Source organism: Rossellomorea sp. GAMAL-10_SWC, assembly GCF_049568075.1.
Classification (GTDB): Bacteria; Bacillota; Bacilli; order Bacillales; family Bacillaceae_G; genus Gottfriedia.
On sequence record NZ_CP144911.1, the window covers coordinates 1030238 to 1055975 of the forward strand.

Annotated in this window: 21 protein-coding genes; 17 read left to right on the forward strand and 4 right to left on the reverse strand. The window is 34.0% G+C overall.

Features of this window, described 5'->3' with window-relative positions; genetic code table 11:
- Positions 1 to 44: 44 nt before the first annotated feature.
- The 16 genes from V5E38_RS04980 (at position 45) to V5E38_RS05055 (ending at position 19549) form a co-directional block, all read left to right on the forward strand.
- A complete protein-coding gene (locus V5E38_RS04980) occupies positions 45 to 956 on the forward strand; it encodes an aspartate carbamoyltransferase catalytic subunit (RefSeq protein WP_499212416.1) in 912 nt (303 codons plus the stop codon).
- Entirely contained in the window at positions 940 to 2226 is a 1287-nt protein-coding gene (gene pyrC / locus V5E38_RS04985; protein WP_499212417.1) for a dihydroorotase, read from the forward strand. Before V5E38_RS04980 ends, pyrC begins: the two co-directional genes overlap by 17 nt.
- On the forward strand, positions 2223 to 3323 hold the full coding sequence (locus tag V5E38_RS04990; protein ID WP_097975563.1) for a carbamoyl phosphate synthase small subunit: 1101 nt from the start codon (positions 2223 to 2225) through the stop codon (positions 3321 to 3323). The genes pyrC and V5E38_RS04990 overlap by 4 nt, the downstream gene beginning before the upstream one ends.
- Complete coding sequence (gene carB, locus V5E38_RS04995; RefSeq protein ID WP_499212418.1) at positions 3308 to 6520, forward strand: carbamoyl phosphate synthase large subunit; 3213 nt, start codon at positions 3308 to 3310, stop codon at positions 6518 to 6520. Before V5E38_RS04990 ends, carB begins: the two co-directional genes overlap by 16 nt.
- Positions 6517 to 7287: a dihydroorotate dehydrogenase electron transfer subunit gene (locus tag V5E38_RS05000; protein ID WP_499212419.1), complete on the forward strand. Its 771-nt coding sequence runs from the start codon at positions 6517 to 6519 to the stop codon at positions 7285 to 7287. Before carB ends, V5E38_RS05000 begins: the two co-directional genes overlap by 4 nt.
- On the forward strand, positions 7284 to 8225 hold the full coding sequence (locus V5E38_RS05005; protein ID WP_499212420.1) for a dihydroorotate dehydrogenase: 942 nt from the start codon (positions 7284 to 7286) through the stop codon (positions 8223 to 8225). The genes V5E38_RS05000 and V5E38_RS05005 overlap by 4 nt, the downstream gene beginning before the upstream one ends.
- Positions 8197 to 8910 (forward strand): orotidine 5'-phosphate decarboxylase, encoded by a 714-nt coding sequence (gene pyrF, locus V5E38_RS05010; protein WP_499212421.1) that lies wholly within the window; start codon positions 8197 to 8199, stop codon positions 8908 to 8910. Before V5E38_RS05005 ends, pyrF begins: the two co-directional genes overlap by 29 nt.
- Positions 8907 to 9545: an orotate phosphoribosyltransferase gene (pyrE, locus tag V5E38_RS05015; protein WP_499212422.1), complete on the forward strand. Its 639-nt coding sequence runs from the start codon at positions 8907 to 8909 to the stop codon at positions 9543 to 9545. The genes pyrF and pyrE overlap by 4 nt, the downstream gene beginning before the upstream one ends.
- Before the next feature lie 693 nt (positions 9546 to 10238).
- Complete coding sequence (locus tag V5E38_RS05020; protein WP_499212423.1) at positions 10239 to 10784, forward strand: DinB family protein; 546 nt, start codon at positions 10239 to 10241, stop codon at positions 10782 to 10784.
- A gap of 390 nt (positions 10785 to 11174) precedes the next feature.
- Positions 11175 to 11900 carry a hypothetical protein gene (locus tag V5E38_RS05025; RefSeq protein WP_499212424.1) on the forward strand — a complete coding sequence of 242 codons (726 nt, stop codon included), beginning with the start codon at positions 11175 to 11177 and terminating at the stop codon, positions 11898 to 11900.
- A 67-nt stretch (positions 11901 to 11967) separates the two neighbouring features.
- Positions 11968 to 13173 (forward strand): YycP family beta-propeller protein, encoded by a 1206-nt coding sequence (locus V5E38_RS05030; protein WP_499212425.1) that lies wholly within the window; start codon positions 11968 to 11970, stop codon positions 13171 to 13173.
- 302 nt (positions 13174 to 13475) lie between these two features.
- Positions 13476 to 14459 carry a YycP family beta-propeller protein gene (locus V5E38_RS05035; protein WP_499213513.1) on the forward strand — a complete coding sequence of 328 codons (984 nt, stop codon included), beginning with the start codon at positions 13476 to 13478 and terminating at the stop codon, positions 14457 to 14459.
- A 449-nt stretch (positions 14460 to 14908) separates the two neighbouring features.
- Positions 14909 to 16648, forward strand: a complete 1740-nt coding sequence (locus V5E38_RS05040; RefSeq protein ID WP_499212426.1) for an ABC transporter ATP-binding protein — start codon at positions 14909 to 14911, stop codon at positions 16646 to 16648.
- Positions 16645 to 18420 (forward strand): ABC transporter ATP-binding protein, encoded by a 1776-nt coding sequence (locus V5E38_RS05045; RefSeq protein WP_499212427.1) that lies wholly within the window; start codon positions 16645 to 16647, stop codon positions 18418 to 18420. The genes V5E38_RS05040 and V5E38_RS05045 overlap by 4 nt, the downstream gene beginning before the upstream one ends.
- 23 nt (positions 18421 to 18443) lie before the next feature.
- Positions 18444 to 18878: a GNAT family N-acetyltransferase gene (locus V5E38_RS05050; RefSeq protein ID WP_499212428.1), complete on the forward strand. Its 435-nt coding sequence runs from the start codon at positions 18444 to 18446 to the stop codon at positions 18876 to 18878.
- A 113-nt stretch (positions 18879 to 18991) separates the two neighbouring features.
- The gene (locus V5E38_RS05055) at positions 18992 to 19549 is read left to right on the forward strand and encodes a DUF4240 domain-containing protein (protein ID WP_499212429.1); all 558 of its coding nucleotides are present in this window, start codon (positions 18992 to 18994) and stop codon (positions 19547 to 19549) included.
- Between the two features lie 77 nt (positions 19550 to 19626).
- Here the strand turns inward: V5E38_RS05055 and V5E38_RS05060 are convergent, their stop codons facing one another.
- The 3 genes from V5E38_RS05060 to V5E38_RS05070 all read right to left on the reverse strand — a co-directional run bounded on the left by V5E38_RS05060 (position 19627) and on the right by V5E38_RS05070 (position 22300).
- Positions 19627 to 20259 (reverse strand): NUDIX hydrolase, encoded by a 633-nt coding sequence (locus V5E38_RS05060; RefSeq protein WP_499212430.1) that lies wholly within the window; start codon positions 20257 to 20259, stop codon positions 19627 to 19629.
- A gap of 170 nt (positions 20260 to 20429) precedes the next feature.
- On the reverse strand, positions 20430 to 21665 hold the full coding sequence (locus V5E38_RS05065) for an MFS transporter (RefSeq protein ID WP_499212431.1): 1236 nt from the start codon (positions 21663 to 21665) through the stop codon (positions 20430 to 20432).
- A gap of 155 nt (positions 21666 to 21820) precedes the next feature.
- Positions 21821 to 22300, reverse strand: a complete 480-nt coding sequence (locus V5E38_RS05070) for a MarR family transcriptional regulator (RefSeq protein WP_499212432.1) — start codon at positions 22298 to 22300, stop codon at positions 21821 to 21823.
- Positions 22301 to 22641: 341 nt separating this feature from the next.
- Between V5E38_RS05070 and murI the strand changes: the two genes are divergently transcribed.
- Positions 22642 to 23415 (forward strand): glutamate racemase, encoded by a 774-nt coding sequence (gene murI / locus V5E38_RS05075; RefSeq protein ID WP_499212433.1) that lies wholly within the window; start codon positions 22642 to 22644, stop codon positions 23413 to 23415.
- Between the two features lie 120 nt (positions 23416 to 23535).
- On the opposite strand, the gene V5E38_RS05080 is transcribed toward murI, so the two are convergent.
- Positions 23536 to 25236 (reverse strand): Rqc2 family fibronectin-binding protein, encoded by a 1701-nt coding sequence (locus tag V5E38_RS05080; RefSeq protein ID WP_499212434.1) that lies wholly within the window; start codon positions 25234 to 25236, stop codon positions 23536 to 23538.
- Positions 25237 to 25738 lie beyond the last annotated feature (502 nt).

Here is a 25738-nt window from a genome sequence, read left to right on the forward strand (position 1 = left end):
ACTCCAAAAATAAAACAGATGAAATTCATTTAGGGGGATGACGGATGAATCATTTATTAACCATGTCTGATTTAACAATTGAAGAAATTCAAGATTTGCTAGAACAAGCACAAAGCTTGGCAAATGGAGAAATAAGTAGCCTGAAACGTCAGACATTTGTTGCAAATTTGTTTTTTGAAAATAGTACGAGAACTCGCTTTAGCTTTGAGGTAGCTCAAAAGAAACTTGGTCTTGAAGTTATAAACCTAGCTGTTGAAAGCTCAAGCATTCAAAAAGGTGAAACTTTATATGATACAGTTAAAACCCTTCAAGCAATTGGTGTAGAAGCAGTCGTAATTCGTCATACACAAGACGAGTATTTTCAAGAAATAAAAGATGCAGGAATGCCAATCCTGAATGCCGGCGATGGATGTGGAAATCACCCAACACAATGCCTACTAGACTTACTAACGATCAAACAAGAATTTGGAAGCTTTGAAGGATTAAAAGTAGCAATTGTTGGAGATTTAAGACACTCAAGAGTTGCACGCTCTAATGCTGAAGCACTAACTAGATTGGGTGCAGAAGTATACTTCGCAAGTCCTGATGAATGGAAAGATGATAAAAATACTTATGGAACATATAAAAATTTAGATGAATTAGTCGAAGAAGTTGATGTCATGATGCTATTAAGAGTTCAGCATGAAAGACACGACGAAGAGACAAATCACATAATGGAAGATTACTTACAAAAACATGGCCTAACAGTTGAAAGAGCAGCAAAAATGAAATCTACAAGCATTATCATGCATCCAGCACCATTTAATCGAGATGTTGAAATTGCAAGTGAATTAGTTGAATGCAAGCAATCAAGAATCTTCAAGCAAATGGAAAATGGAGTATTTGTACGAATGGCTGTGTTAAAAAGAGCCTTACCAACAGTATGGGGAGAGATGAAAAATGAAGTACTTGTTTAAAAACGGTGTCATCTTACAAGAAAATGGTGAACTTCTAAATCGAGACGTATTAGTAGTTAATGGAAAAATCTCAGTAATCGCTGAAACAATCGTTGATGAAGATGCAAAACAAATTGAATTAGAGGGCAAATTGCTTTCACCAGGTTTAATAGATGTTCATGTGCATCTTCGTGAGCCGGGTGGTGAACATAAAGAGACAATCGAAACAGGTACGAAGGCAGCCGCAAGAGGAGGATTTACAACAATTGCTGCAATGCCAAATACTCGACCAGTACCAGATACAATCGAGCACATAAGCGCATTAAACAAAAAAATAGAAGAAACAGCAGTCGTAAATGTATTACCATATGCATCAATTACGATCCGACAAGCTGGTGAAGAACAAACAGACTTTGAAGGCTTAAAAGAAAATGGAGCATTTGCATTCACAGATGATGGTGTAGGAGTTCAATCTGCTGAAATGATGTACAAAGCTATGCAAAAAGCAGCTGAACTAAATGTATCAATCGTTGCCCACTGTGAAGAAAACACACTGATTCAAAAAGGTTGTGTCCACGAAGGTAAGTTTTCAAAAGAAAATAGTTTAAATGGAATTCCTTCAATTTGTGAAAGTGTGCAAATTGCTCGAGATGTACTATTAGCTGAAGCTACAGGTTGTCACTATCATGTTTGCCATATCAGTACAAAAGAATCAGTAAGAGTAGTACGCGATGCAAAACGTGCTGGAATTAATGTAACGGCTGAGGTTTCACCACACCATTTAATTCTTTGTGAAGATGATATCCCAGGCTTAGACACAAATTTCAAAATGAATCCTCCATTAAGAAGTGCAGTCGATCGAGAAGCATTAATCGAAGGATTACTTGATGGAACAATCGACATGATTGCAACAGATCATGCACCTCACACAGAAGAGGAAAAAGCTCAGGGAATGCAATTAGCACCGTTTGGAATTGTAGGGTTAGAAACTGCTTTTCCATTATTAAACACTCATTTTGTTGAAACGGGCAAAATGACTTTACAACAAGTAATAAACTTTTTAACAACTAAACCTGCTGAAGTTTTTAACTTAAACAGAGGGAAAATTGAAGTTGGAGCGATAGCAGACCTAACTGTAATCGACTTAAATTTAGAAGAGGAAATCGATTCAACAACATTCCTTTCAAAAGGTAAAAACACTCCATTTAATGGTTGGAACTGTAAAGGTTGGCCAGTAATGACAATGGTAAATGGCAAATTAGTATATGAAAGAGAGGAACTAACAGTATGATGCGTCAATTAATATTAGAAGACGGAACAGTTTTTGTAGGAGAAGGATTTGGTAGCGAAGTTGAAACAACAGGAGAAATCGTATTTACAACAGGTATGACAGGATATCAAGAGGTATTAACTGACCCATCTTACTGTGGACAAATCGTAACATTCACTTTCCCTTTAGTAGGGAACTATGGTATCAACTTAGAGGATTTTGAAAGTATCGTACCAGCAGTTCATGGTTTAATTGTAAAAGAATATGCTGAGCATCCATCAAATTTCCGAAACAAAATGAGCTTGGATCAATATTGCAAAGATAAAGGAATTCCAGGTTTAGCAGGAATCGATACACGTATGTTAGTGAAAAAGCTTCGTGAAGTTGGGACGATGAAAGGTAAATTCTGCAGCATGGAAGCAAATGTTGATGAAGTAGTTGCAGAACTAACAAATACACCACTATTTACAAACCATGTTGAGCGAGTTTCAACACAAAAGCCTTATAGAAGTCCAGGTAGAGGACACAGAGTAGTATTAGTAGATTTCGGTATGAAGCATGGTATCTTAAGAGAATTAACAAACCGTAAATGTGACGTTACAGTTGTACCTTATAACGTCTCAGCAAAAGAAATATTCTTACTAGCTCCAGATGGAATTATGTTAAGTAATGGACCTGGTGATCCAAAGGATGTTCAAGTAGCAATCGAAATGATTAAAGAAGTAGTAGGTAAAGTACCATTATTCGGAATTTGCTTAGGTCACCAATTATTCGCTCTAGCAAATGGAGGGAATACTTCAAAGCTTAAATTCGGTCACCGTGGTGCGAACCATCCAGTTAAACATTTAGAAACAGGAAAAGTAGCAATCACTTCGCAAAACCATGGTTATGCAGTAGAAACGGATTCAATCGAAGGAACTGATTTAGAAGTAACACATGTTGCACTAAATGATGGAACTGTAGAAGGACTTAAACATAAGATTTACCCAGCATTCACAGTACAATACCACCCAGAAGCATCACCTGGACCAGAAGATGCAAACTATTTATTTGATGAATTTATTAGCATGATGGAAGCACAGAAACGAGAGGGGAACTTACAATGCCAAAACGCGTAGACATTCAAACAATCTTAGTAATCGGATCAGGACCAATCGTAATCGGTCAAGCAGCAGAATTTGACTATGCTGGAACACAGGCTTGTCAGGCATTGAAAGAAGAAGGATACAAAGTAATTCTAGTAAACTCAAACCCTGCAACAATTATGACGGATGTACAAACAGCAGATAAAGTATACATCGAACCACTAACAGTAGATTTCGTTAGTCGAATCATTCGTAAAGAACGCCCAGATGCACTTTTACCAACATTAGGAGGTCAAACAGGACTTAACCTAGCGGTAGAATTAGATAAATCTGGCGTGTTAAAAGAGTGTGGAGTAAAAATTTTAGGAACGACTCTAGAAGCAATTAACCGTGCAGAAGACCGCGACTTATTCAGAACATTAATGAACGACTTAAGCGAGCCAGTACCAGAAAGTGAAATCATTCATACTTTAGAAGAAGCATATGACTTCGTAGAAGAAATTGGCTACCCAGTTATCGTAAGACCTGCCTTTACTCTTGGAGGAACAGGCGGTGGAATTTGTAATAATGAGGAAGATTTAAAAGAAATCGTAGCAAGCGGATTAAAAAATAGCCCAGTAACACAATGTCTATTAGAGAAAAGTATTGCTGGTTTTAAAGAAATCGAGTATGAAGTAATGCGTGATGCAAATGACCATGCGATTGTAGTATGTAACATGGAAAACATCGATCCAGTTGGTGTTCATACAGGAGATTCAATCGTAATTGCTCCTTCTCAAACATTAAGTGACCGCGAATATCAAATGCTACGAAATGTATCATTAAAAATCATTCGTGCTTTAGGAATTGAAGGTGGATGTAACGTACAGCTTGCACTTGATCCAGATAGCTTCCAATACTATGTAATCGAAGTAAATCCACGTGTATCACGTTCAAGTGCGCTTGCTTCAAAAGCAACAGGCTATCCGATTGCAAAATTAGCAGCAAAAATCGCAGTAGGCTTAACATTGGATGAAATGATTAACCCAGTTACAAAGAAAACATATGCTTGCTTCGAGCCAGCATTAGACTATATCGTATCAAAAATTCCTCGTTGGCCATTTGATAAGTTTGAAACGGCAAACCGTCAGTTAGGAACTCAAATGAAAGCAACTGGAGAAGTAATGGCAATCGGTAGAACACTTGAAGAGTCATTATTAAAAGCAGTACGCTCTCTAGAATTAGGAATAAGTCACATCGAGCTTAATGCAGTAAAAGAACTGACTAAAGACGAAATGATTACTCGCATGGCAAAAGCTGACGATGAAAGACTTTACATTGTTGCTGAAGCAATGAGAACAGGTATGACGTTAGAAGAAATTCACGATATTACAAAAATTGATTTCTTCTTCCTACACAAAATTGAAAACATCATAAAAATGGAAAAACAAATTAAAGATAACCATTTTGAACTAGATGTTCTTTTAAAAGCTAAGAAAATGGGCTTCAGTGATGATTACATCGCATCACAATGGAATGCTACAAATAAAGAAGTATACGAATTTAGAAAACAAAACCAAATCATTCCAGTATATAAAATGGTTGATACATGTGCGGCTGAGTTTGAATCTTCAACTCCATACTTCTACGGAACATACGAAATCGAAAATGAATCAATTGTAACGGATAAGAAGAGTGTAGTAGTTCTTGGCTCTGGTCCAATCCGAATCGGTCAAGGGATCGAGTTTGACTATGCAACAGTACACTGTGTAAGAGCAATTAAAGAAGCTGGATACGAAGCGATCATTATAAACAACAACCCAGAAACAGTTTCAACTGACTTCAGTATCTCAGACAAACTATATTTCGAGCCATTAACAATTGAAGACGTTATGCACATTATCGATTTAGAAAAACCGATGGGAGTAGTAGTTCAATTCGGTGGTCAAACAGCAATTAACCTTGCAGGTAAATTAGTAGAACGTGGTGTAAAAATTCTTGGAACTTCACTTGAGGATTTAGATCGTGCTGAAGACAGAGACAAGTTTGAAGAAGCACTTCAACAATTAGGAGTACCACAACCTCTAGGTAAAACAGCAATGACACCTGAAGAAGCAGCTAGCATCGCCGATGAAATTGGTTATCCAGTATTAGTAAGACCATCATATGTACTAGGTGGACGTGCGATGGAGATTGTATACCACCGCGAAGAGATTCTTCACTACATGCAAAATGCAGTTAAAATCAATCCAGAACATCCAGTATTAGTAGACCGTTACTTAACTGGTAAAGAAATTGAAGTAGATGCAATCTCTGACGGAATCGATGTATATATCCCTGGTATTATGGAGCATATCGAACGTGCTGGAGTTCACTCAGGAGATTCAATCGCAGTATACCCTACACAAAATGTATCTCAAGCTGCGAAGGAAAAATTAATCGACTATACAATTAAACTTGCAAAAGGCTTAAATATCAAAGGATTACTTAACATCCAGTTTGTTGTAACAGATAAAGATGAAGTATTCGTACTAGAAGTAAACCCAAGATCAAGTCGTACTGTACCATTCTTAAGTAAAATTACAAATGTACCAATGGCGAATATCGCAACAAAAGTTATCTTAGGTCAAACATTAGCTTCATTTGGATATGCAACAGGCTACCACCCAGAAGGAAATGAAGTATATGTAAAAGCACCAGTGTTCTCATTCGCTAAACTACGCTCAGTAGATATAACATTAGGCCCTGAAATGAAATCAACTGGAGAAGTAATGGGTAAAGATGTAAGTCTTCAAAAAGCATTATACAAAGCACTAATTGCTGCGGGAATGCAAATCCCAACACACGGTTCAGTGATCATTACAGTAGCTGATAAAGATAAAGAAGAAGTAGTAAATATCGCAAAACGCTTCCATGAAATTGGATTTACAGTATTCGGTACAGAAGGAACTAAAAATTATTTAGAAAACCACGGTGTACCAGTAAAAGCGGTAAACAAAATTAACGAGCATGAAGACAATATGCTAGATATGATCAAGCGTGGAGATGCACAGTTTGTAATCAATACATTAACAAAAGGTAAAAAACCAGCTCGTGATGGATTCAGAATTCGTCGTGAATCAGTTGAAAACGGAGTAGTTTGCTTAACTTCACTAGATACAGCAACTGCAATATTATCAGTAATTGAAAGCTTGACATTCTCAACTTCTGCACTACCAAACAAAGAAATGAAGGCTGGCGTATTAGTATGATAAAAAAAGAACTCGTGACAATTGTCTCAAACAGAGAAATTGCCCATCAAATTGTCGAAATGACATTAAAAGGTGAACTAGTTCAGGAGATGCATTCTCCTGGGCAGTTCGTCCATATAAAAGTGACTGGTGGACTAACGCCACTATTAAGAAGACCAATCAGTATATGTTCGATCGACAAAGAGAAAAGTGAGTTCACGATGATATTCCGCGCAGAAGGTGAAGGAACGAAGCTTTTAAAAGAAGCAAGCGTTGGACAACAAGTTGATGTATTAGGTCCTCTAGGTCAAGGTTATGATGTTGAAACTCTTTCAGAAGGAGATACAGCACTACTAGTTGGTGGTGGAATTGGCGTACCTCCGATGTATGAACTTTCGAAGCAATTTAAAGCTCGTGGTGTAAATGTGATTCATGTGTTAGGATTTGCATCTAGTAATGTAGCTTTTTATGAAAAAGAATTTTCAGAATTAGGACCAACTTTTATGGCAACTGTAGATGGAACTATAGGTACTAAAGGCTTTGTAACAGATGTAATTCGTGAAAAAGAGCTTCAATTTGATCAATACTTTGCATGTGGTCCAACTGTGATGTTAAAGGCTTTACAACAGCAGTATAAAGGTACGAAGGATGGCTATATATCACTTGAAGAACGAATGGGTTGTGGAATCGGGGCTTGTTTCGCATGTGTATGCCATACTGAAGACGGGTCATATCGTAAAATTTGTAGCGATGGACCAGTATTCCAAGCTGAGGAGGTAGTACTATGATTTCATTACAAACAAAACTTCCTGGCTTAGATTTAAAAAATCCTATTATGCCAGCTTCTGGTTGCTTCGGATTTGGTAGAGAGTTTGCAAATCTTTACGATCTAAGTATTCTTGGAGCTATTATGATAAAAGCAACAACAGTTGAAACACGATACGGAAATGAAACACCTCGAGTAGCTGAAACCGGGGCGGGGATGTTAAATGCGATAGGACTTCAAAATCCTGGTTTAGAAAAAGTAATTAACGGTGAATTAAAATGGTTATCAAATTTTGATGTACCAATCGTTGCAAATATTGCTGGATCAACTATTGAAGACTATGTAACAGTCGCAAAAGAAATTTCAAAAGTAAGTAATGTAAAAGCACTAGAATTAAACATTTCTTGTCCAAACGTAAAATGTGGTGGGATTGCATTTGGAACGGATGCTGCAACAGCGGCTGAAGTAACAAAGAAAGTTAAAGAAGTAAGCGAAGTTCCGCTATACGTAAAATTATCTCCGAATGTAACGAATATTGTTGAAATCGCAAAAGCAATTGAAAATGCAGGAGCAGATGGTTTAACAATGATTAATACATTACTAGGGATGAGATTAGATTTAAGAACTGGTAAACCAATTCTAGCTAATAAAACTGGTGGATTATCAGGTCCTGCAATAAAACCAGTAGCGATTCGAATGATTCATGATGTGAGCCAAGTAGTAAACATCCCAATCATTGGAATGGGCGGGGTTATGAATGCAGAAGACGCACTAGAGTTTTTCCTAGCAGGAGCAAGTGCTATCGGTGTAGGTACAGCAAACTTTGTTGATCCATTTGTTTGTCCAACAATCATTGATGAACTACCTGAAGTGCTACAAAAATATGGTTATCAGTCAATTGAAGAATGTATTGGAAGGAGCTGGAAACAACATGTCATCACAAGTGGTCATCGCGCTTGATTTTTCATCAAAAGATGAAGTAATGAATTTTGTAAAAAAATTTCAAAAGTCTCTATATGTAAAGGTAGGGATGGAGCTATTTTACAAAGAGGGTCCAGCGATCATAAAGGAATTAAAAGAATTAGGACATCAAATCTTTCTAGATTTGAAACTTCATGATATTCCAAATACAGTAAAACATGCAATGAAAAATATCGCATCTCTAGAAGTAGACATGGTTAATGTTCATGCAGCTGGTGGAACGAAAATGATGAAGGCAGCATTAGAAGGGCTAGAAGAAGGCACTCCAGATGGTAAAAAAAGACCTTTACTAATTGCAGTAACTCAACTGACAAGCACTTCAGAAGAACAAGTAATCCGTGAACAAGGAATATCTTCTTTACAGGATTCGATTAAACTATATGCTGCTATAACAGAAGAAAGCGGTCTTGACGGTGTAGTTTGCTCTCCACTTGATGTAGAGTTAGTTCAAGCAGCAGTTGTAGGTGAGAACTTCCTTACTGTAACACCTGGTATTCGCCTAGCAGACAATAGTGTAGATGATCAAGTACGTGTAACAACTCCAGCGAAAGCTAGACAATTTGGAAGTAGCTATATTGTAGTAGGACGCAGTATTACAAAAAGCGAAAATCCAGTAGAAGCATATGAAGAAGTAATTGCACAATGGGAGGGCGTAACAATATGAAAAAGAATATCGCAGCAAATTTATTAAGCATTGGGGCAGTAAGCCTTCAACCTGAAACTCCATTTACTTGGGCATCAGGAATCAAATCTCCAATCTATTGTGATAATCGCCTAACTCTTGGCTATCCAGAAATTCGTAAAAACATTGCAAAAGGCTTAGTAGAACTAATCCAAACTAAATTTGGTAACGTAGATGTAATCGCTGGAACTGCAACTGCAGGAATTCCACACGCAGCATGGACAAGTGATTTAATGGAATTACCAATGGTCTATGTACGTAGCTCTGCAAAAGGCCACGGCAAAGGAAACCAAATCGAAGGTCCAATTAAAACTGGACAAAAAGTAGTGGTAGTAGAAGATCTAATCTCAACTGGCGGCAGCGTAATAACTTGCGTTGAAGCTTTACGCGAAGCGGGCTGCGAAGTACTAGGAGTAGTCTCAATCTTCACATACAATCTACCAGCTGCAGTAGAGAAGTTCGATGCAAACGAAGTAACTTACTATTCACTAACTGACTATGACACACTAGTAGAAGTAGCAAAAGAACAAGGCTCAATCGAAGCAGAACATGTAGCAAAACTAACTGCATGGAGAAAAAATCCACAAGATGCTAGTTGGATGACTGTTGAAGTTTAATACTTAGAGTAGGAAAGATGACTTTTTGGAGTCATCTTTTTTTTGTGGAGTGAGTTACTGCAAATAAATCGTCCGATAGTGCAAATAAAAAAGCCAAATGTACAATTAAAAATATCAATTCTGCAAATAAAATAATCAAAACTGCAATCAAAAAATTCAAAAGTTCAAATAAGTCTTAGAAATAATTTGATTTTAAAAAAATTGAGAAGGAAAATAAGTAAATCCCAACAAAACAATGAGGGAATGACATGAAAAAAAGAGAATCGCAAATAAAAAATGATAGCCTGACATAGAATTGAGCCATCGCAATTAAAAACTGGAAATGGCAAATAGAATTGGGCCATCGCAAATAAAATTTGATAATAGCAATTAAAGAATGAAAAAGGCAATTAAATTTAAGTAATCACAATTAAAAATAGTAAAATCGAAAATAAACCATAAAAGTCACACTCAACCGACGACTGCTCCACAATAGAAAATTCAAATAAAATAAGCTTCCAAGCGTTAAATCACCTAAAATGATCAGGATTCACGTGAAAAATCATCAAAATGAAAAACTTTCACCTGAAAATCTTACTAATTTAGTGTTCTTTCACACCCTAAACCGAGACAAATTATTTGATAAATAATTAATAAGTTTTTAAACTATTCATAAAATTGATTGAAAGAAACTTTAAAATTGGAGGGTCAAGTATGTCAATCGCAAAACAATTTCTTTCGAATAGTTTAAAGGAATTCAAAGGGATAAAAAATCTTGGTGATCGTTCGATGGATCAGCTAAATAATAAGGAGTTGCACTTACAACCATCTAGTGAATCAAATAGTATTTCCATAATTGTAAAGCATTTAAGTGGTAATATGATTTCTAGATGGACGGATTTTCTTACGACGGATGGTGAAAAATCATGGCGAAATCGTGATGTTGAGTTTGAGGGGATTTACCAATCAAAGGATGAGCTGTTAGATGATTGGAATAAAGGATGGAATGTTGTTTTTAACACGTTAGAGAGTCTTAAAGAAGAAGATGTTTTAAAAACGATTAAAATTCGTGGTGAAGATCATACTGTTTTACAAGCAATACATAGACAAATTAGTCATTACGGAAATCATATTGGTCAAATTGTATATATTGCTAAGTTAATAAAAAATGATGAATTTAAGAGCTTGAGTATTCCAAAAGGAAAATCTCAAGAATTCTTAGAGTACAAACTGAATGAATCAAAAAAATCTACGACTTAGGTTGTAGATTTTTTTACGCATTAAGAAAGTATAAATTGGCAACGGTGAAGCAAGCTCCTCGAAGTAGCCAATTTTAGTAAAAATATAATTGCAACTACACCCTCTGTCTTTGCCTAAAAACTCACAAATTCGCGAGTTTTCTTTAAAAATTACTAGCTTTATCTTTCACATTACCCTGTACTATTATGGATTGAAGTATGTTCTTCCACATTTCAAGTAATTAAAAAGTGTCACAAAAGAGACTAAAATTTAGTAAATATTAGTAAATTTTTCCTTATATAATATTCTTGTATAGAATTGTGATGAATGATTCGACAATAAAATTAATAAACAACACATATCACTCTCTATTTCAAATACAGAAAATTATTTGTAAAAGGAGAAGTTAAAATGAAAAAATTAATTGGAGTAAGTATCTTATCAGCTAGTTTAATCTTATCTGCAACACCTATTAGCTATGCTAGTACAAATGATTTACCTTATGTAAAAGAAATTTTAGTATTACAACCGAATGTTTCAGAAAAAGAATTGTTAAAGGATGTAGAATCCATTTCTAAAAACACTGGTGATACGAGTGAAGCTATATTAGAACAACTTTTTAATGAGATTAAACAACACGATGATCAGGGATTGTCAGAAAAAAAATTGCAAGCTAGAGGTGGTGGTGGTGGTACTGTTAAGGTTGGACCAGGCGTAAAAGGCCAGATTTACTATACGGCATCAGAAACTGCATACTTAAATCATGGACATGTAGGAATGTATTATGATGCTAAAACTGTAGTTGAATCTGTTCCAAAAAAGGGAGTTCGTACATTACATTGCGAAATTAGAAAAGTAGACAAAGGTGATGCACAAGTCAGATCCGTTAACACCACAACTGCTAAACGAAATGCAGCTGCCGATTGGGCATACAGTCGAGTAGGTAAAGATGACTACTCTTACAATTTTGCAACTAACCGTAAAACAGATCATACTGGTGATAAAAATTGTGCAAAGTTAATCTGGTCTGCCTATAAGTTAAAATCAAGCTTAGATTTAGATATAGACAAAGGATCAGGTGTATATCCGAGGGATATTCGTGATGCAAAAGAAACAACGCTAGTTCGTAAAATATAAATTTTATAAGGCGATAAGTTGAAAACAGTTTGACTTATTGCCTTTAATTTTAGCCTAGGAGAAAAACATGAAAAGAAAGTATAAATATATCATACTATTTCTAACTTGCTTACTTGTTATTTACAGTTGTTATTTTGTTGTTAATAAGATTAGAGTTTCTTCATTTATTGTAAAAGAGGAGACCATTCGTAAGAGTAACTTTTTAGATGATAAACAAGCCGTCTTATATTATTCCACTACTGCGGACCAAGATATGGATGATAGAGGGATTAGTATCGCGATTTTTGTTGATGATGACGGTGTAGCTAGAGGGTATAAAATGAAAGGGTTAGAACTTGGTAGTGTAGGGTTAGGAGAATCTGGCCTTTTATTAGAGGATAAGGAAACACTACGTTTAATCGGTAATAAATATAAAGAAGTTAAAATGAAGTATCAACATACAGGGGAAATAACAGGATATTTAAGAAGTTCAAATCTTTATTTTACTATTTTTAATTCAGGTTTTGAAAAAAATGGTTATGCTTCAAATGTATTATATGGAAATCACAAAGGATTTAAAAAAGGAAATATACCCCATTATATTTATACATCGGGTGTAGATAAAAATGACATACTTATTTTAACAAAAGATCATGAGAAAAATACTTGTCATTTACGTAAAGTTGGTTTCGACGACAACAAACTAAAAATAAAAGATTTAACTCAGCTCAAATACCGATCTGGTTATAACAGCTACGGTCCAAGATCACAGATAATTAGTGATGAAAATTATTATTACATGGTCCTTGAGGAAAGTAAAGAAGGAAATTTGAAGGATGCGAATGAAGTACTAGTGCGAATAAATAAGAAAACATTAAAACAAGAGATGATTAAACTTGTTTCCTATCAAAATAAAACGATCAATCAATTGATCGCAACAAGTCCTTACAGCCCTGATCAATCAATCCATATTTATGGTAAGGAGCTTTTCTACGCAAACGGATTAGGTGAAGTTTACTTAGTGGACACTACTAGTAATCTAGTGAAAAAGAAATTTACAATTGAAAATCCACGAAAAGGTCCGTATCGCTATGGAGAGCAAACATATTTCAAAAATGATTCAATGTTTGTTGTAAGGTATGATTCAAAAAAGAAAATTAAATATTATATTGAACAATATTCTCTAGAAACTGGCAGAAAAACAAAGGTAGTTCAAATGAAAGGTGTAGAGGAGATTTTGTCATCAATAAAAGGGAAATCAGTTCATTCATATGATTTTAAAATATTGAAATAGAATAAGAATGATTTTTCATAAATCTACATTGCATATATACAAATAAAAATTCTTAAAATCTATGAAGCTTTTTCTTTAAAGATTTCTATCTTTATCTTACGCTTTACTCCGGTCTATTGGAGTAAGATCATCCCTATTCCAACAAAGTTTGACTTATAGCTTTTTATTATATTCTAGGAGAAAAAAATGAAAAGAAAATATAAATATATCATACTAACTTTAACTTGCTTACTAGTTATTTACAGTTGTTATGTTGTTGTTAATAAGATTAGAGTTTCTCCATTTATTGTAAAAGAGGAGACATTCGAAATAAGGACTTTTTAGACGATAAACAAGCCGTCTTATATTATTCCTCTACAGCAGACCAGGATAAGGATAATAGAGGGATCAGTTTCGTAATTTTTGTTGATGATAACAGTGTAGCTAGAGGGTATAAGATGAAAGGCTTAGAACTTGGTAGTGTTGCTTTAGGAGAAACCGGCCTTTTATTAGAGGATAAAGAAACACTACGTATAATTGGGGATAAATATAAGGAAGTACAAATGAAGTATCAACATGCCGGAGAAACAACAGGATATTTAAAGAGTTCAAATCGTTATTTTACTATTTTTAATTCAGGTCATACTTCAAATGTGTTATATGGAAATGAGAAAGGATTTAAAAAAGGAAATATACCCCATTATATTTATACATCGGGTGTAGATAAAAATGACATCCTTATTTTAACAGAAGATAATGAGACTTGTCATTTACGTAAAGTTGATTTCGACGACAACAAACTAAAAATAAAAGATTTAACTCAGCTTAAAAAGCGAGCTGGTTATAACAGCTACGGTCCTAGGTCACAGATTGTTAGTGATGAAAATTATTACTACATGGTACTTGGGGAAAGTAAACAAGAGAATTTGAAGGATGAGAATGAAGTACTAGTTCGAATAAATAAGAAAACATTAAAGCAAGATATGATCATACTTGTTTCCTATAAAAATAAAACCATCAATCAATTGAATGCAACAAGTCCTTACAGCCTTGATCATTCAATCTATATTTATGGAAATGAGCTTTTCTTCGCAAATGGATTAGGGGATGTTTACACAGTTGACATTACTAGGAATATAGTAAAAAAGAAATTTACAATTAAAAATCCACGAAAAGGTCCGTATCGCTATGGAGAGCAAACATATTTCAAAAACGATTCACTGTATGTGGTAAGGTATGATTCAAAAAAGAAAGTTAAATATTATTTTGAACAATATTCTTTAGAAACTGGCAAAAAACAAAGGTAGTTCAAATGAAAGGTGTAGAGGAGATTTTGTCATCAATAAAAGGGAAATCAGTTCATTCATATGATTTTAAATATTGAAATAGAAAAAGGAAATATTATTTCATAAGTCTACATTGTATATATTTTCAATCAAAAAAAAATCTTAAAATCTACGACTTAAGTTGTAGATTTTTTTTATGTGCCTAAAGACTAATAGTGTACGAATGTTCAATCTATTTATGAAGAAATAGATTAATTGAAAGATTAGAATGTATTTGAGACTAGATAAAAGGAATAACGATTTGGATAGGAAAGTAGTTTCTGGGAGAGACGTTTTAAACAACATAAGAATACAAAAGTATCTCACCAGATCCAAGTTTAAATACATTACTTTCATCCTGGTAAAAAATTTAATAGTGAAAATAGTTTGAAAATATTGTAAAATGTTACAGGTTAGGGGGATGGCAATAGATGAAAATTTTAATCGAAACAGTTAATCATTTTAAACCGTATTGGAAAGTATTTCTAGTTGCTTTTGTATGTTCATTAATTGCTGGCGCATTTGCGATTATTCCGCCGATTTTAACTGGTAAATTGGTTGATGAGATTGTTGGGGGTCCTGATTCAAAAATTATCTTTTATTTAATTTTAGGGATTATGCTTTCATTCTTATTTAAGGTCGGTTTTGAATCATTACAAGAATTTATTCAAGTAAAAATAGGTTTAGATGTAATTACAGATATGCAATTACGTGCATTTACAAAGCTTCAAAAAGCACCGATGACGTTTTTTTCAACTACACCTCGCGGGGATATGTTGTATAGGTTAACGCATGATGTAGAGTCTGTTCAAAACTTGAATAATACAGTTATACCTCGTTTTATTCAACAAGTAATTGCGGCAATTGCGGCATTTATAGCGGTGTTTCCTTTATATTGGCCAGCGGCAGTGGTCATGCTTATTGTATTTGCAATTTATTTAGTTCCTTCATTTATGATTGGTAAAAAAGTAAGAAAAATGGGGGCTATAGCTCGTGATATGAGTGCTGATTTATATAATCACACTCAAGAAAGTATCGAATCTGTTCGTCTAGTGCGAACATTTCAAACACAGGATAAAGAAAATAAAAAATTAGAAGATAAGCTGTCCGTTTGGAAAAGATTTGCTATTCGTTTAGCTTTAATTGGGAAGGTTAATTGGCGTTTAGGAAATGTGTTTAATAATGGTGCACCAGGGGTCATTATGTTAATTGGAGGGTATTCGATCTGGCAGCATGAAATTACAGTTGGTACATTAATTGCTGTTCTAGGTTTTATCCCAACCATGTTTATGCCTGTCCGCTCGTTAGCTGAAAATGCATTAACAATTCAACAAGCAATTCCAGCACTTCAAAGAATTTATGAGTACTTCGACTTACCAGGAGAACAACCTGATGATTTACCGAAATTTGGAGAAGTGAAAGGTGATATAGAAGTTAAAAATATTCGATTTACTTATCCAAATTCAACTGAAGAAGTCCTGAAAGATGTTTCATTCTCAATTAAAGCAGGTCAACATATTGGGATAGTTGGTTCAAGCGGTGGAGGAAAAAGTACTTTAATTCAGTTATTACTCGGTTTATACGAGCCTTCTTATGGATCGATTTCAGTTGATCATAAAGATTTATCTTCTCATGATTATCAATCTTTACGCCAAAATATTGGTGTTGTTTCTCAAGAAACGTTTCTTTTAAATAGTACATTAAAGCAAAATTTACTATATGCCAAACCTAATGCAACTGATGAAGAACTTGGGCTTGCTGTTGAAGCAGCGGACTTATCTGATTTAGTTGAGTCACTACAGGAAGGTTTTGAAACGATTGTTGGTGAAAGAGGCCTAAAATTATCTGGTGGTCAAAGACAACGAGTAGCTCTTGCAAGAGCAATATTACGTCATCCTCCAGTATTAATTTTCGATGAGGCTACATCATCATTAGATGGAGAAACAGAGGAAAAGGTACAATCTTCACTTGAAAAGTTAATCCCAGGTCGTACAACAATTACAATTGCACATCGACTTGTAACAGTAAAAGATGCGGACTGTATTTTATTATTAGATAAAGGACGTATTGCTGAACAAGGTACACATGAAGAATTATTGTCATTAAAAGGTCAGTACTATCAATTATATATGGCACAATACAGTGAACTAGAAAAGGAGAGTGCTGTATGATGCAGAAAAATACTAAAAAAATAGGCGATGGGAAAAGAGTCATAAACTTTCTCAAACCACATAAAAAATGGGTATTTGCAGATTCATTTGTCATTGCTTTAAGTCAAGTTTGTGCAGCATTAATACCAACACTAGGAACTGGTTGGTTAATAGATCATATACTCCCAAATCATGACTATGCATTACTATGGGGATTAATGTGGTTGCTTGTAATTGCTGCAATTCTTGATTTAATTTTAATGGTCATTGATGAATATTTTTGTCATCATATTGCTAAATCTGTTACAAACTGGCAAAAACTACGCTTATTTAAGCACTTGCAAATTTTACCTTATTCATATTTTCATCAATCTAAATCTGGTGAATTATTAGCACGAGTTTCTGATGACCCAGATACTTTGCATAACTTTTTAGCATGGGAAGGCTCTACTTTTATGGCTTCTGTGCAAGGAGTATTTATATATAGTATTGTCTTACTTTGGATTAATCCTTATTTAATGATTACGAGTGTAGTTTTAGGTGTTTTATTTTACTGGACCTCTAATAAAGTCGGAGCACGTACTAGAATTGCTTCGGCTAAAGCTAGAAATGAAGCGTCACGTTATTTAGAAAGATTACGAGAATCAGTAACAGGAATCCAACTTTCGAGAATTCTTGGTGCAACGGATTATGAGATTCAAAGTGTTGCCGATATCCGTAAATCATTTATGAAGGAATCAATTATCGAATTAAAAGCAAGAATGCAATCAATTGTCGTAATTGGTAGCTATAATGGATTTGCTTTAGCTGCAGTCTATTTTATAAGTGTTTTACTAATTTCAAATGATCAAATCACAACGGGACAAATGTATACGGCAGGGGGACTTGTGACCATTGCGGCTAATGAAATTCAAAGAATGCTAAGAAACTGGCTATCAGTACGTAGAACTGGTCCAGCATTAGATCGTTCTGAAAAATTGTTAGCTGAAGAAGTTTCGGAATTTGAAGTACAAGAGGGTGAAAAATTAAATTCTGTTAATGGGTTAATTGAATTTAAAGATGTTAAATTTGCCTATCCAACGAAGGAAGAATTTGTGTTAAATGGATTGTCATTTTATGTGAAACCAGGGGAAGCAGTGGCTGTAGTAGGACCAAGTGGTGCTGGAAAATCAACAATTGTAGATTTATTATTAGGTTTCTATCCGTTAAATCAGGGAACAATTGAAGTAGATGGTTTACCAATTGAAAAAGCAAATGCAAAGTGGATTAGAGATGCGATCTCGTTTGTTTCGCAAGATGTACAACTAAGAAATGGTAGTTTAGCTGATAATATTCGTATAGGAAATGAATCGGTGACAGATGATGAAATGATCCAGGCTCTAAAAGATAGTGGATTATCAGACTATTTAAATTCATTACCAGAAGGTCTAGAATCATCAATTGGTGAACGAGGGGCACTATTATCTGGTGGTCAAAAACAAAGATTATCATTAGCAAGAGCTTTAGTAAAAAACTCTCCTATTCTTATTTTAGATGAAGCAAGTTCGGCTTTAGATCCGATTACAGAATTACAAATAAATGAAGCGATTCAAAGGCGGAAATCAAAACAATCTGTCATCGTAATTTCACATCGATTATCTACTGTATTAACGGCGGACAGAATCGTTGTATTAGAAAATGGGAAAGTAGTCGAAGAAGGTACGCATCATTCTTTATTAGAAAAAGATGGCGTATATTCAAGATTATTTAAAAGAGAAGCTGAAACTGGTGAAAATGTAATTAGTGTATCGTAAAAAGATTAAAAAGGAGTGTTAGAATGACTAATATTTCAGTAAAACTTTACGAAACAAAAGAAGAGTTAAGAAAAGGCTTTGAAGTTTTAAAACAACTTCGTACACAATTAAATGAAGAATCATTTTTTAGTTTGTATGAAGAAATGCAAAAACAAGGCTATAAATTATTTGGGTTAGAAGTTCAAGGAGTGACAGTTGCAGTCGCTGGAATTAGTATTTTAACAAATTTCTATAACGGTAAACATGTATTTGTTTACGATTTAGTGACGGATGAAAGTAAACGCTCAAATGGATACGGTAAGAAATTACTAGATTTTATTTCTGAGTTTGGTAGTAGAAATGGATGTCAATTAGTAACACTACAATCCGGTGTCCAAAGAATAAATGCGCACCGTTTTTATGAGCATAAAATGGAGTATAAAAAGCTATCTTATTCTTTTAGTAAAGATATTGAATGAAATAAAAAACCCTAATAATTTAGGGTTTTTTATTTTATTTATCTAAAATGGATAAGGAACATGTATGATAAAATTATAATTATTTGGTAAATTTGAATTAGGAGAATTAATAAGTGAATAAAAAAGAGTTTTGGAGTTTAATTGAAGAGTCTAAAAGTAATGAAGATCAAGCTGAATGGTTAATTGAGGTTTTAAGTAAAAAAAGTTTAAATGAAATAGTGGATTTCGAGTTGCATTTTCAAGGTTTAATGAAAGAGAGTTATCAATCAAAATTATGGGCTGCTGGGTATATACTAATGGGTGGATGTTCAGATGATACATTTGATTATTTTAGAGGGTGGCTTATTGGTCAAGGTGAAGAAATTTATCACAAAGTAATGGAAAATCATGATTTCTTAGCAAATTATATAAATGATGAAAATCTGGATGAAGAAGGCTATCCTCAAAATGAAGAATTATTAAATGTAGGACAAGATGCCTATACCTTATTAAAAACAGGCGATATTGAGTGGGACGATGAAAGTTATGATGAGCTGTTAGAAAAACTAGAACAAAAAGGTCTAAAGCCTGCAAACGAAATCGAATTTGACTGGGATGAAGAAGATTCTGATGGATTAGAATCGATGTTTCCAAAATTATGGGCAAGATTTGGTGGAAATCCATTAGGATAAAAATATTGTTTTCTTTTCGTAATAAAATGGAATTTTAGTAATAGCTAAGAGCCCATACAAATAAAGGGCTCTTAAAATTAAAATTCATTCTGTATGTTATTTTTTATTAATTCAACAACATCTAAAAGATAATTACTTTCGTGAGATACAAACTGATTTTTATCTACTGATTTTTGAATTGGAATTTTTTCATCTGTTTCAGTAATTTTAAAACCATCAACTTCTACTGTATCTCTTAAACCATGTGCGAATTGATAAAATTGATTGAAATCAGCTTTCACTATGCCTGAAACTTCTTCTTTTTGTAGGTTGAAATCGGTAAAAGGTTTATTGCTTTTAAGTAAAAAAACATGGCTCAATTCATGATCATTAATCGTTTCTAAAATGATCGAATTTTTAATGATGCCAAGAGGGATGACATCTTCCATTTTTACTTCTATGCCAAGTTCTTCTTTTACTTCTCTTAATCCATCTTGAACTGTTTCAGTAGATAGTAAATGACCAGCAGCAGTAATATCGAATAAATTCGGATAATCCTTTTTTAGATGACTACGGATTTGAAAATAGATGGAAGCTTTGTCTTCTACTACACTAAGTAACCAACAATGAAATGTTTCGTGCCATAATCCCCTTTTATGTACTTCACTTCGAGAGGCTTCTCCTGTATGATTACCAGATTCATCAAAAATTTTAAGTAATTCTTCTTTCATTTAACTAACCACCTTGTTTCTGAGCTTTGAACTATGTACTTCATTATAGAATAAATTTTGTCTGATTGAAGTATATTTTTGATTGATCAAGATATTTTTACAATTCCATATCACTAGATAGAAAAAAGGCGGTAACCCTAAGACCGCCGTATTCTAAAGAGTACACTCTTTTATCTATTTATAAACCTATTCTTATTTAATACTATTGCTGCTACTGCTATTAGGATTATACCCATAAAAGCAGGTGCTGCACGGCCAAGTGTTACATAGATTTGACCTCCTATAATCGGCCCAATTATTCTTGCTAAAGCCTGTATAGATTGGCTACCTCCTTGAATTCTGCCTTGTTCTCTAGGATCAACGGTCTTGGAGACCATCCCATTAAATGATGGCCCAAAGATTGAATCACCAAACCCAAATATAAACATTCCAACAATAAGTAGAGGGTAGTATGTGAACAAAGCCGATGCAGCAATAAAACTGTAGCCTATAATTTCTGAAACCATACCAAGAGTTGCTATTTGTGAATCACTAAATTTAATTAATAGCTTTGGCATGATGAAACCTTGTGAAATGATGTCCTGGACACCCATAATTGAGAACATTAGCCCAATAAGTGCAGGCTTCCAGTCGAACGTATCGATTGTAAATTGTGAAAAAACTGCCTGTAATGATCCATTCGGTATCCAAAGTAGGAACGCTGAGATGAGTAGCCATTTTAAGTTTTTTATGGACAGTATGTTTACAAGCTGGGTGAATGGATTCAGCCTTACAAAAGTCATCTTTTTCAGTCTGTTATTCACATCAAGGCTTTCTGGCATATATAAGAATCCAAAAACAAAATTTAGTAAAGTTATGATTGCTCCAAAATACATGGGTACTGAATAACCAAACTTGGCAAGTAATCCACCTAGAGTAGGTCCAATAGCTGCGCCAACACCTGCAACGGCACTTACCCACCCAAAGTATTTGGTTCGTTGGTCACTAGGAGTGATGTCTGCAAAATATGCGAAGATTGTGCTTATGCTCCCGCCAGTTATCCCTTCTATTATACGTCCAGCAAAAAGGACCCATAGAGTTCCTCCTATACCAAAAACTAAGTAGCCGATCGCGGAACCTAATAGGGATACTAAAAGTATTGGGCGGCGGCCATATCTGTCGCTTAATGCTCCAAGTCCTGGTGCTGCAAAAAACACGCATACGGCATAAACAGAAGTCAATAACGTAACAACTAAAGCTTGATCTCCGGGATTACTTATATAAGGCTGTACTAAGTACGGTACAACAGGTGTGATGATACTGAAGCCTATTCCGCAAAGAAAGACGGATATAAGACCGAAAAGTAAATCCTTTTTATCTATGGTTTGTTCCAGTTTCTGTTCCTTGTGTGATCTAAATTTGAACAATAAAATTCTCCTCTCAAAAACGATGATTTTGATTCCTGGGAAATATATTTATCGTACGGTGATATTGTTTCCTTGTCAACAATAATATTAGGATAAAAAAAGCAGCCGATCCTCTGATAGAGTATTAGCTGCAAGTGATTCTTTATTATTCAAATTCATTCAGGTATACGATCTATATCGATCCCTTGTTTCTTTATTTCTGCATCTAAATGACTACAATAATTGTTCACGAAGTTAAGCATACTCTCGAATTGTTCTTCGGTTATTTGATCAAATACTACTTGATCTCGCTCTCGGAACTTTTTATGTAGTTCTTCATGGATATTGTCTATTACTTTTCCTTGCTCAGTAAGCCTAAAATAAACTTCTTTCTTATTATCCGGTTTCTGATAGCTTTCAATCAGTCCTTTATTTATAAGCTTCTTCGTTATTTTAGTAATGGCACCTCTTGTCATATATAAAGAATCAGCGAGTTTGGTCACGTTGGAATCTACATTTTTTCCAATGTATTCGATACAATGTACTTCAGAAGATTGATACCCCTTAAGGGCCTCTTCCATCTTAAACTTATTAAGCCAAACCATTTTGTTAAATACGTCCCTGAAACCCATTATAAGCTGTTTTTCTTTGTTCATGGTCAATCCTCCCACCCGTTGGTTCACTAACAATATTATATAAAATATTGTTTCTAATTCAACAATATTAAAATCATTATCTTAAGACTAGGTGACAGGAGTACTACAGGCAACTAGTAAATTAAATGTTCTATAAGTCGGGAACACGAAATGAGAAGCTTTTCATTTTTAAAAATAATCGACCGCAGAGTTAACTATTTTCTGAAAAGTTTACATTCATCCATAATTAGGTTAATTTAGTATTATATATTTGTAAAAGTTTGTCCCTGTTGAATAATGTTATGATTTGTAGACACTTTCACAAATGACTTCATTAAATTAAAATTATTAGGTGAATTGAAATGAGAATAGCTTTTTTTGACTCAGGAATTGGTGGGTTAACTGTCTTAAATGAGGCACTGAAAAAATTACCAAATGAAGATTTTTTATATTTTGCTGATACACTTCACGTTCCTTATGGTACAAAGTCGAAGGAAGAAGTAAGTGCGTTTGTAAAAAAGTCTGTTGAAATGATTATTAAAGAAGATGTAAAAGCACTTGTAATTGCATGTAATACTGCGACTAGTATTGCAGTAAATGAATTGAGAGAAATGTATGATTTTCCAATTATCGGTATGGAACCGGCTGTAAAACCAGCTGTTGAAATGAACAGAACAACTGGTAAAAGAGTATTAGTTTTTGCGACTCCACTTACGTTAAAGCAAACAAAGTATAATGAGCTTATTTCTAGGGTGGACGACCTAAGTATTGTCGATTCATTGCCTTTACCAGAGCTTGTTCATTATTGTGAGGAATTAAATTTTGATGAAAACTTTATGATTGATTATTTTAAAAGTAAACTTTCATTATTTAATATTGAGCAATATGGAACAATTGTTTTAGGCTGTACTCATTATCCATTTTATAAAAACATCTTAAAAAAGATTTTACCTGAAGATGTTCAAATTGTTGATGGAAGTAATGGTACTGTAAAAAGACTAATCCAGCTTCTTGGAGAAAATGGCCAATTAAATGAAACTGGTCAAACAAATGTCAAATTTATGTGTTCGAATAATGACATAGAATATATTGAGAAGACAAAACAGGCGTTAAGCTACTTGCAAAATGAAAGATAAGAGATAAGCTAAATTTTAGCTTATCTTTTTTTATGTTAGCTTTATAGAACAACTATAGTTATATTTACTATACTCTAAGGTAGATAAGTAAAAATGGTGCCCTATATAGGCACCATTTTTTTATTTCTTCAATTTTAAAACAAGTTCTTCATCAGGTGTTACATAAACTGTATTGTTTTGTTCGTATATTACAAAACCTGGTTTGGAACCATTTGGTTTTTTAACATGGCGAATTTCCGTGTAATCAACAGGCACTGCGCTTGATTGACGTGCTTTACTAAAATATGCAGCGATAATAGCTGCTTCTTTTATCGCAGTTTCACTAGGATCCTTAGCACGAATGACAACATGAGAGCCCGGGATATCTTTTGTATGAAACCAAAGCTCGTCTCTACTCGCAAGTTTATTTGTTAAATAATCATTTTGTTTATTATTTTTACCGACTAATAATTGTTCACCAGTAGTAGAGATATATTCATCTAATGTAACTTTTTGTTTACTAGATTTTTGGGGTTTTTTCGATTTTTTCTTTCTTATATAACCCGTCTCCACAAGTTCTTCTCTAATTTCTTCTAAATCACGTGGTGAAGCAGACTCGATTTGCTGTATAACTGTTTCTAAATAATCATTTTCTTCTTTCGTTAATTTAATCTGTTCTTCAATATGAGCGACTGAATTTTTAAGCTTAGTATATTTGGTGAAATAAGCTTGTGCATTTTCAGAAGGTGTTTTTAATGGCGATAAAGGAATGACCATTGTGGCACCATTTTCGTCATAGTAATTAATTACTTCAATTTCTTTCATACCTTTTTGTAGTGCAAACATATTTGCAGTAAGCAATTCGCCTTGTAACTGAATTTTATCTGCTTTCTCAGTATCTTCAAGACTTTTGTGTAACTTTTTAATTTTTTTCTTATTTTTGGTCAGTTCATTTTGTAACAGTTTTTCTAAATCGCCGCTTTGTTGTTTTACACGGTCACGTTCAGCTTTACCAAAGTAATAAACATCTAACAACTCACTTAAGCTGTCGAAAACAGTTTGTTCGGCTTGTAGGTGAGATAAATTTATGAAATAAAACATTTCTCTTGATTCTAAGCGGAAAAGTGAAGGAGTAAACTTTTTTAATTGTATGTCATTCATGATTGTTTTAAACGAATTATACACATCTTCATTTCCATTATAGACAATTTCATTTGCGAGTAATGGAGAGATTCCGGAGAAATGTTGAACAATTGCTTCGGATGGTAATTGATCACTTTGAGTAATAATTTGATTAAACTCCTCTTTAGAAGTGACCTGAAATGGATCATGTTTTTCTTGGTTAGGAGGAGAAATATAAGTAGCACCGGGTTGTACTATTCGATGACGATTAACAGCCATTGGTACATGCTTTATACTATCTAATATTATTTGTCTTTCTTCATCAATTAAAAGGATATTACTATGTCTACCCATTAATTCAATGATTAATGTTCGGTATTGTTCATCACCAATTTCATTTCTACTACGAACTTTAATGTTAACGATTCGTTCGTGTTCTAACTGCGTAAAGCTTTCAATGATTCCACCATTTAAATGTTTTCTTAAAAGCATTGTAAACATTGATGGTTCAGATGGGGTATCGTAGTTTTGGTTTGTAAAATGGAATCTTGCGTAACTAGGGTGAGCGCTTATTATTAGTTTGTAATTGGCACCATTTGCTCTCACAGTAAGTAGTACTTCATAGTTACTTGGTTGTACAATTTTTGATATTCTTCCAGTTGTTAGTTTAGAAGCTACTTCGTTTGTCATAGCTCCTGTAAAAAGTCCGTCAAAAGACATATGTATCACGTCCTACTCTTTAAAACACTATTTTTAAAAAAAATATAACTTTTAATCATTATCAATAAAATGATGAGGTTATTAAATGTGAACCAATATCACTGGAAAATAGAACGTTGATTTCCACTTTTAGAGTACTCGCTTTCCATGGAGCGAAATTCCCTGAGCTTCCTTGTTCCTGTGGGGTCTTGAGCATTTAAATTTAATAATAAACTTTAAATGGCCAAACAACCATATTTTTAAGTTTCCCCTCTAATTTCGATCTTAAAGTTCCAATTAATTTCTAATTACATTCAATATATTTCTCAAATCAACATAATTCTTAAACTGGCTCATATCCATTAATTAAACAATCAAGAAATTTCTCATGGAATTCAATCATACAATATCTTGATTGATCTTGTCACAGTTCTAGTTGGTTAAAAGCTAGATTTATTTTCATCATTATATCATTTATTTGGACGAGTCTGAATATGCTTTTATGAGAGGTAAGGGGGACAAC

Bases quoted from the DNA above. Each gene is read 5' to 3' on its own strand.
- V5E38_RS04980 (WP_499212416.1), top strand. From the start codon at position 45: ATGAATCATTTATTAACCATGTCTGATTTAACAATTGAAGAAATTCAA.
- pyrC (WP_499212417.1), top strand. From the start codon at position 940: ATGAAGTACTTGTTTAAAAACGGTGTCATCTTACAAGAAAATGGTGAA.
- V5E38_RS04990 (WP_097975563.1), top strand. From the start codon at position 2,223: ATGATGCGTCAATTAATATTAGAAGACGGAACAGTTTTTGTAGGAGAA.
- carB (WP_499212418.1), top strand. From the start codon at position 3,308: ATGCCAAAACGCGTAGACATTCAAACAATCTTAGTAATCGGATCAGGA.
- V5E38_RS05000 (WP_499212419.1), top strand. From the start codon at position 6,517: ATGATAAAAAAAGAACTCGTGACAATTGTCTCAAACAGAGAAATTGCC.
- V5E38_RS05005 (WP_499212420.1), top strand. From the start codon at position 7,284: ATGATTTCATTACAAACAAAACTTCCTGGCTTAGATTTAAAAAATCCT.
- pyrF (WP_499212421.1), top strand. From the start codon at position 8,197: ATGTCATCACAAGTGGTCATCGCGCTTGATTTTTCATCAAAAGATGAA.
- pyrE (WP_499212422.1), top strand. From the start codon at position 8,907: ATGAAAAAGAATATCGCAGCAAATTTATTAAGCATTGGGGCAGTAAGC.
- V5E38_RS05020 (WP_499212423.1), top strand. From the start codon at position 10,239: ATGTCAATCGCAAAACAATTTCTTTCGAATAGTTTAAAGGAATTCAAA.
- V5E38_RS05025 (WP_499212424.1), top strand. From the start codon at position 11,175: ATGAAAAAATTAATTGGAGTAAGTATCTTATCAGCTAGTTTAATCTTA.
- V5E38_RS05030 (WP_499212425.1), top strand. From the start codon at position 11,968: ATGAAAAGAAAGTATAAATATATCATACTATTTCTAACTTGCTTACTT.
- V5E38_RS05040 (WP_499212426.1), top strand. From the start codon at position 14,909: ATGAAAATTTTAATCGAAACAGTTAATCATTTTAAACCGTATTGGAAA.
- V5E38_RS05045 (WP_499212427.1), top strand. From the start codon at position 16,645: ATGATGCAGAAAAATACTAAAAAAATAGGCGATGGGAAAAGAGTCATA.
- V5E38_RS05050 (WP_499212428.1), top strand. From the start codon at position 18,444: ATGACTAATATTTCAGTAAAACTTTACGAAACAAAAGAAGAGTTAAGA.
- V5E38_RS05060 (WP_499212430.1), bottom strand. From the start codon at position 20,259: ATGAAAGAAGAATTACTTAAAATTTTTGATGAATCTGGTAATCATACA.
- V5E38_RS05070 (WP_499212432.1), bottom strand. From the start codon at position 22,300: ATGAACAAAGAAAAACAGCTTATAATGGGTTTCAGGGACGTATTTAAC.
- murI (WP_499212433.1), top strand. From the start codon at position 22,642: ATGAGAATAGCTTTTTTTGACTCAGGAATTGGTGGGTTAACTGTCTTA.
- V5E38_RS05080 (WP_499212434.1), bottom strand. From the start codon at position 25,236: ATGTCTTTTGACGGACTTTTTACAGGAGCTATGACAAACGAAGTAGCT.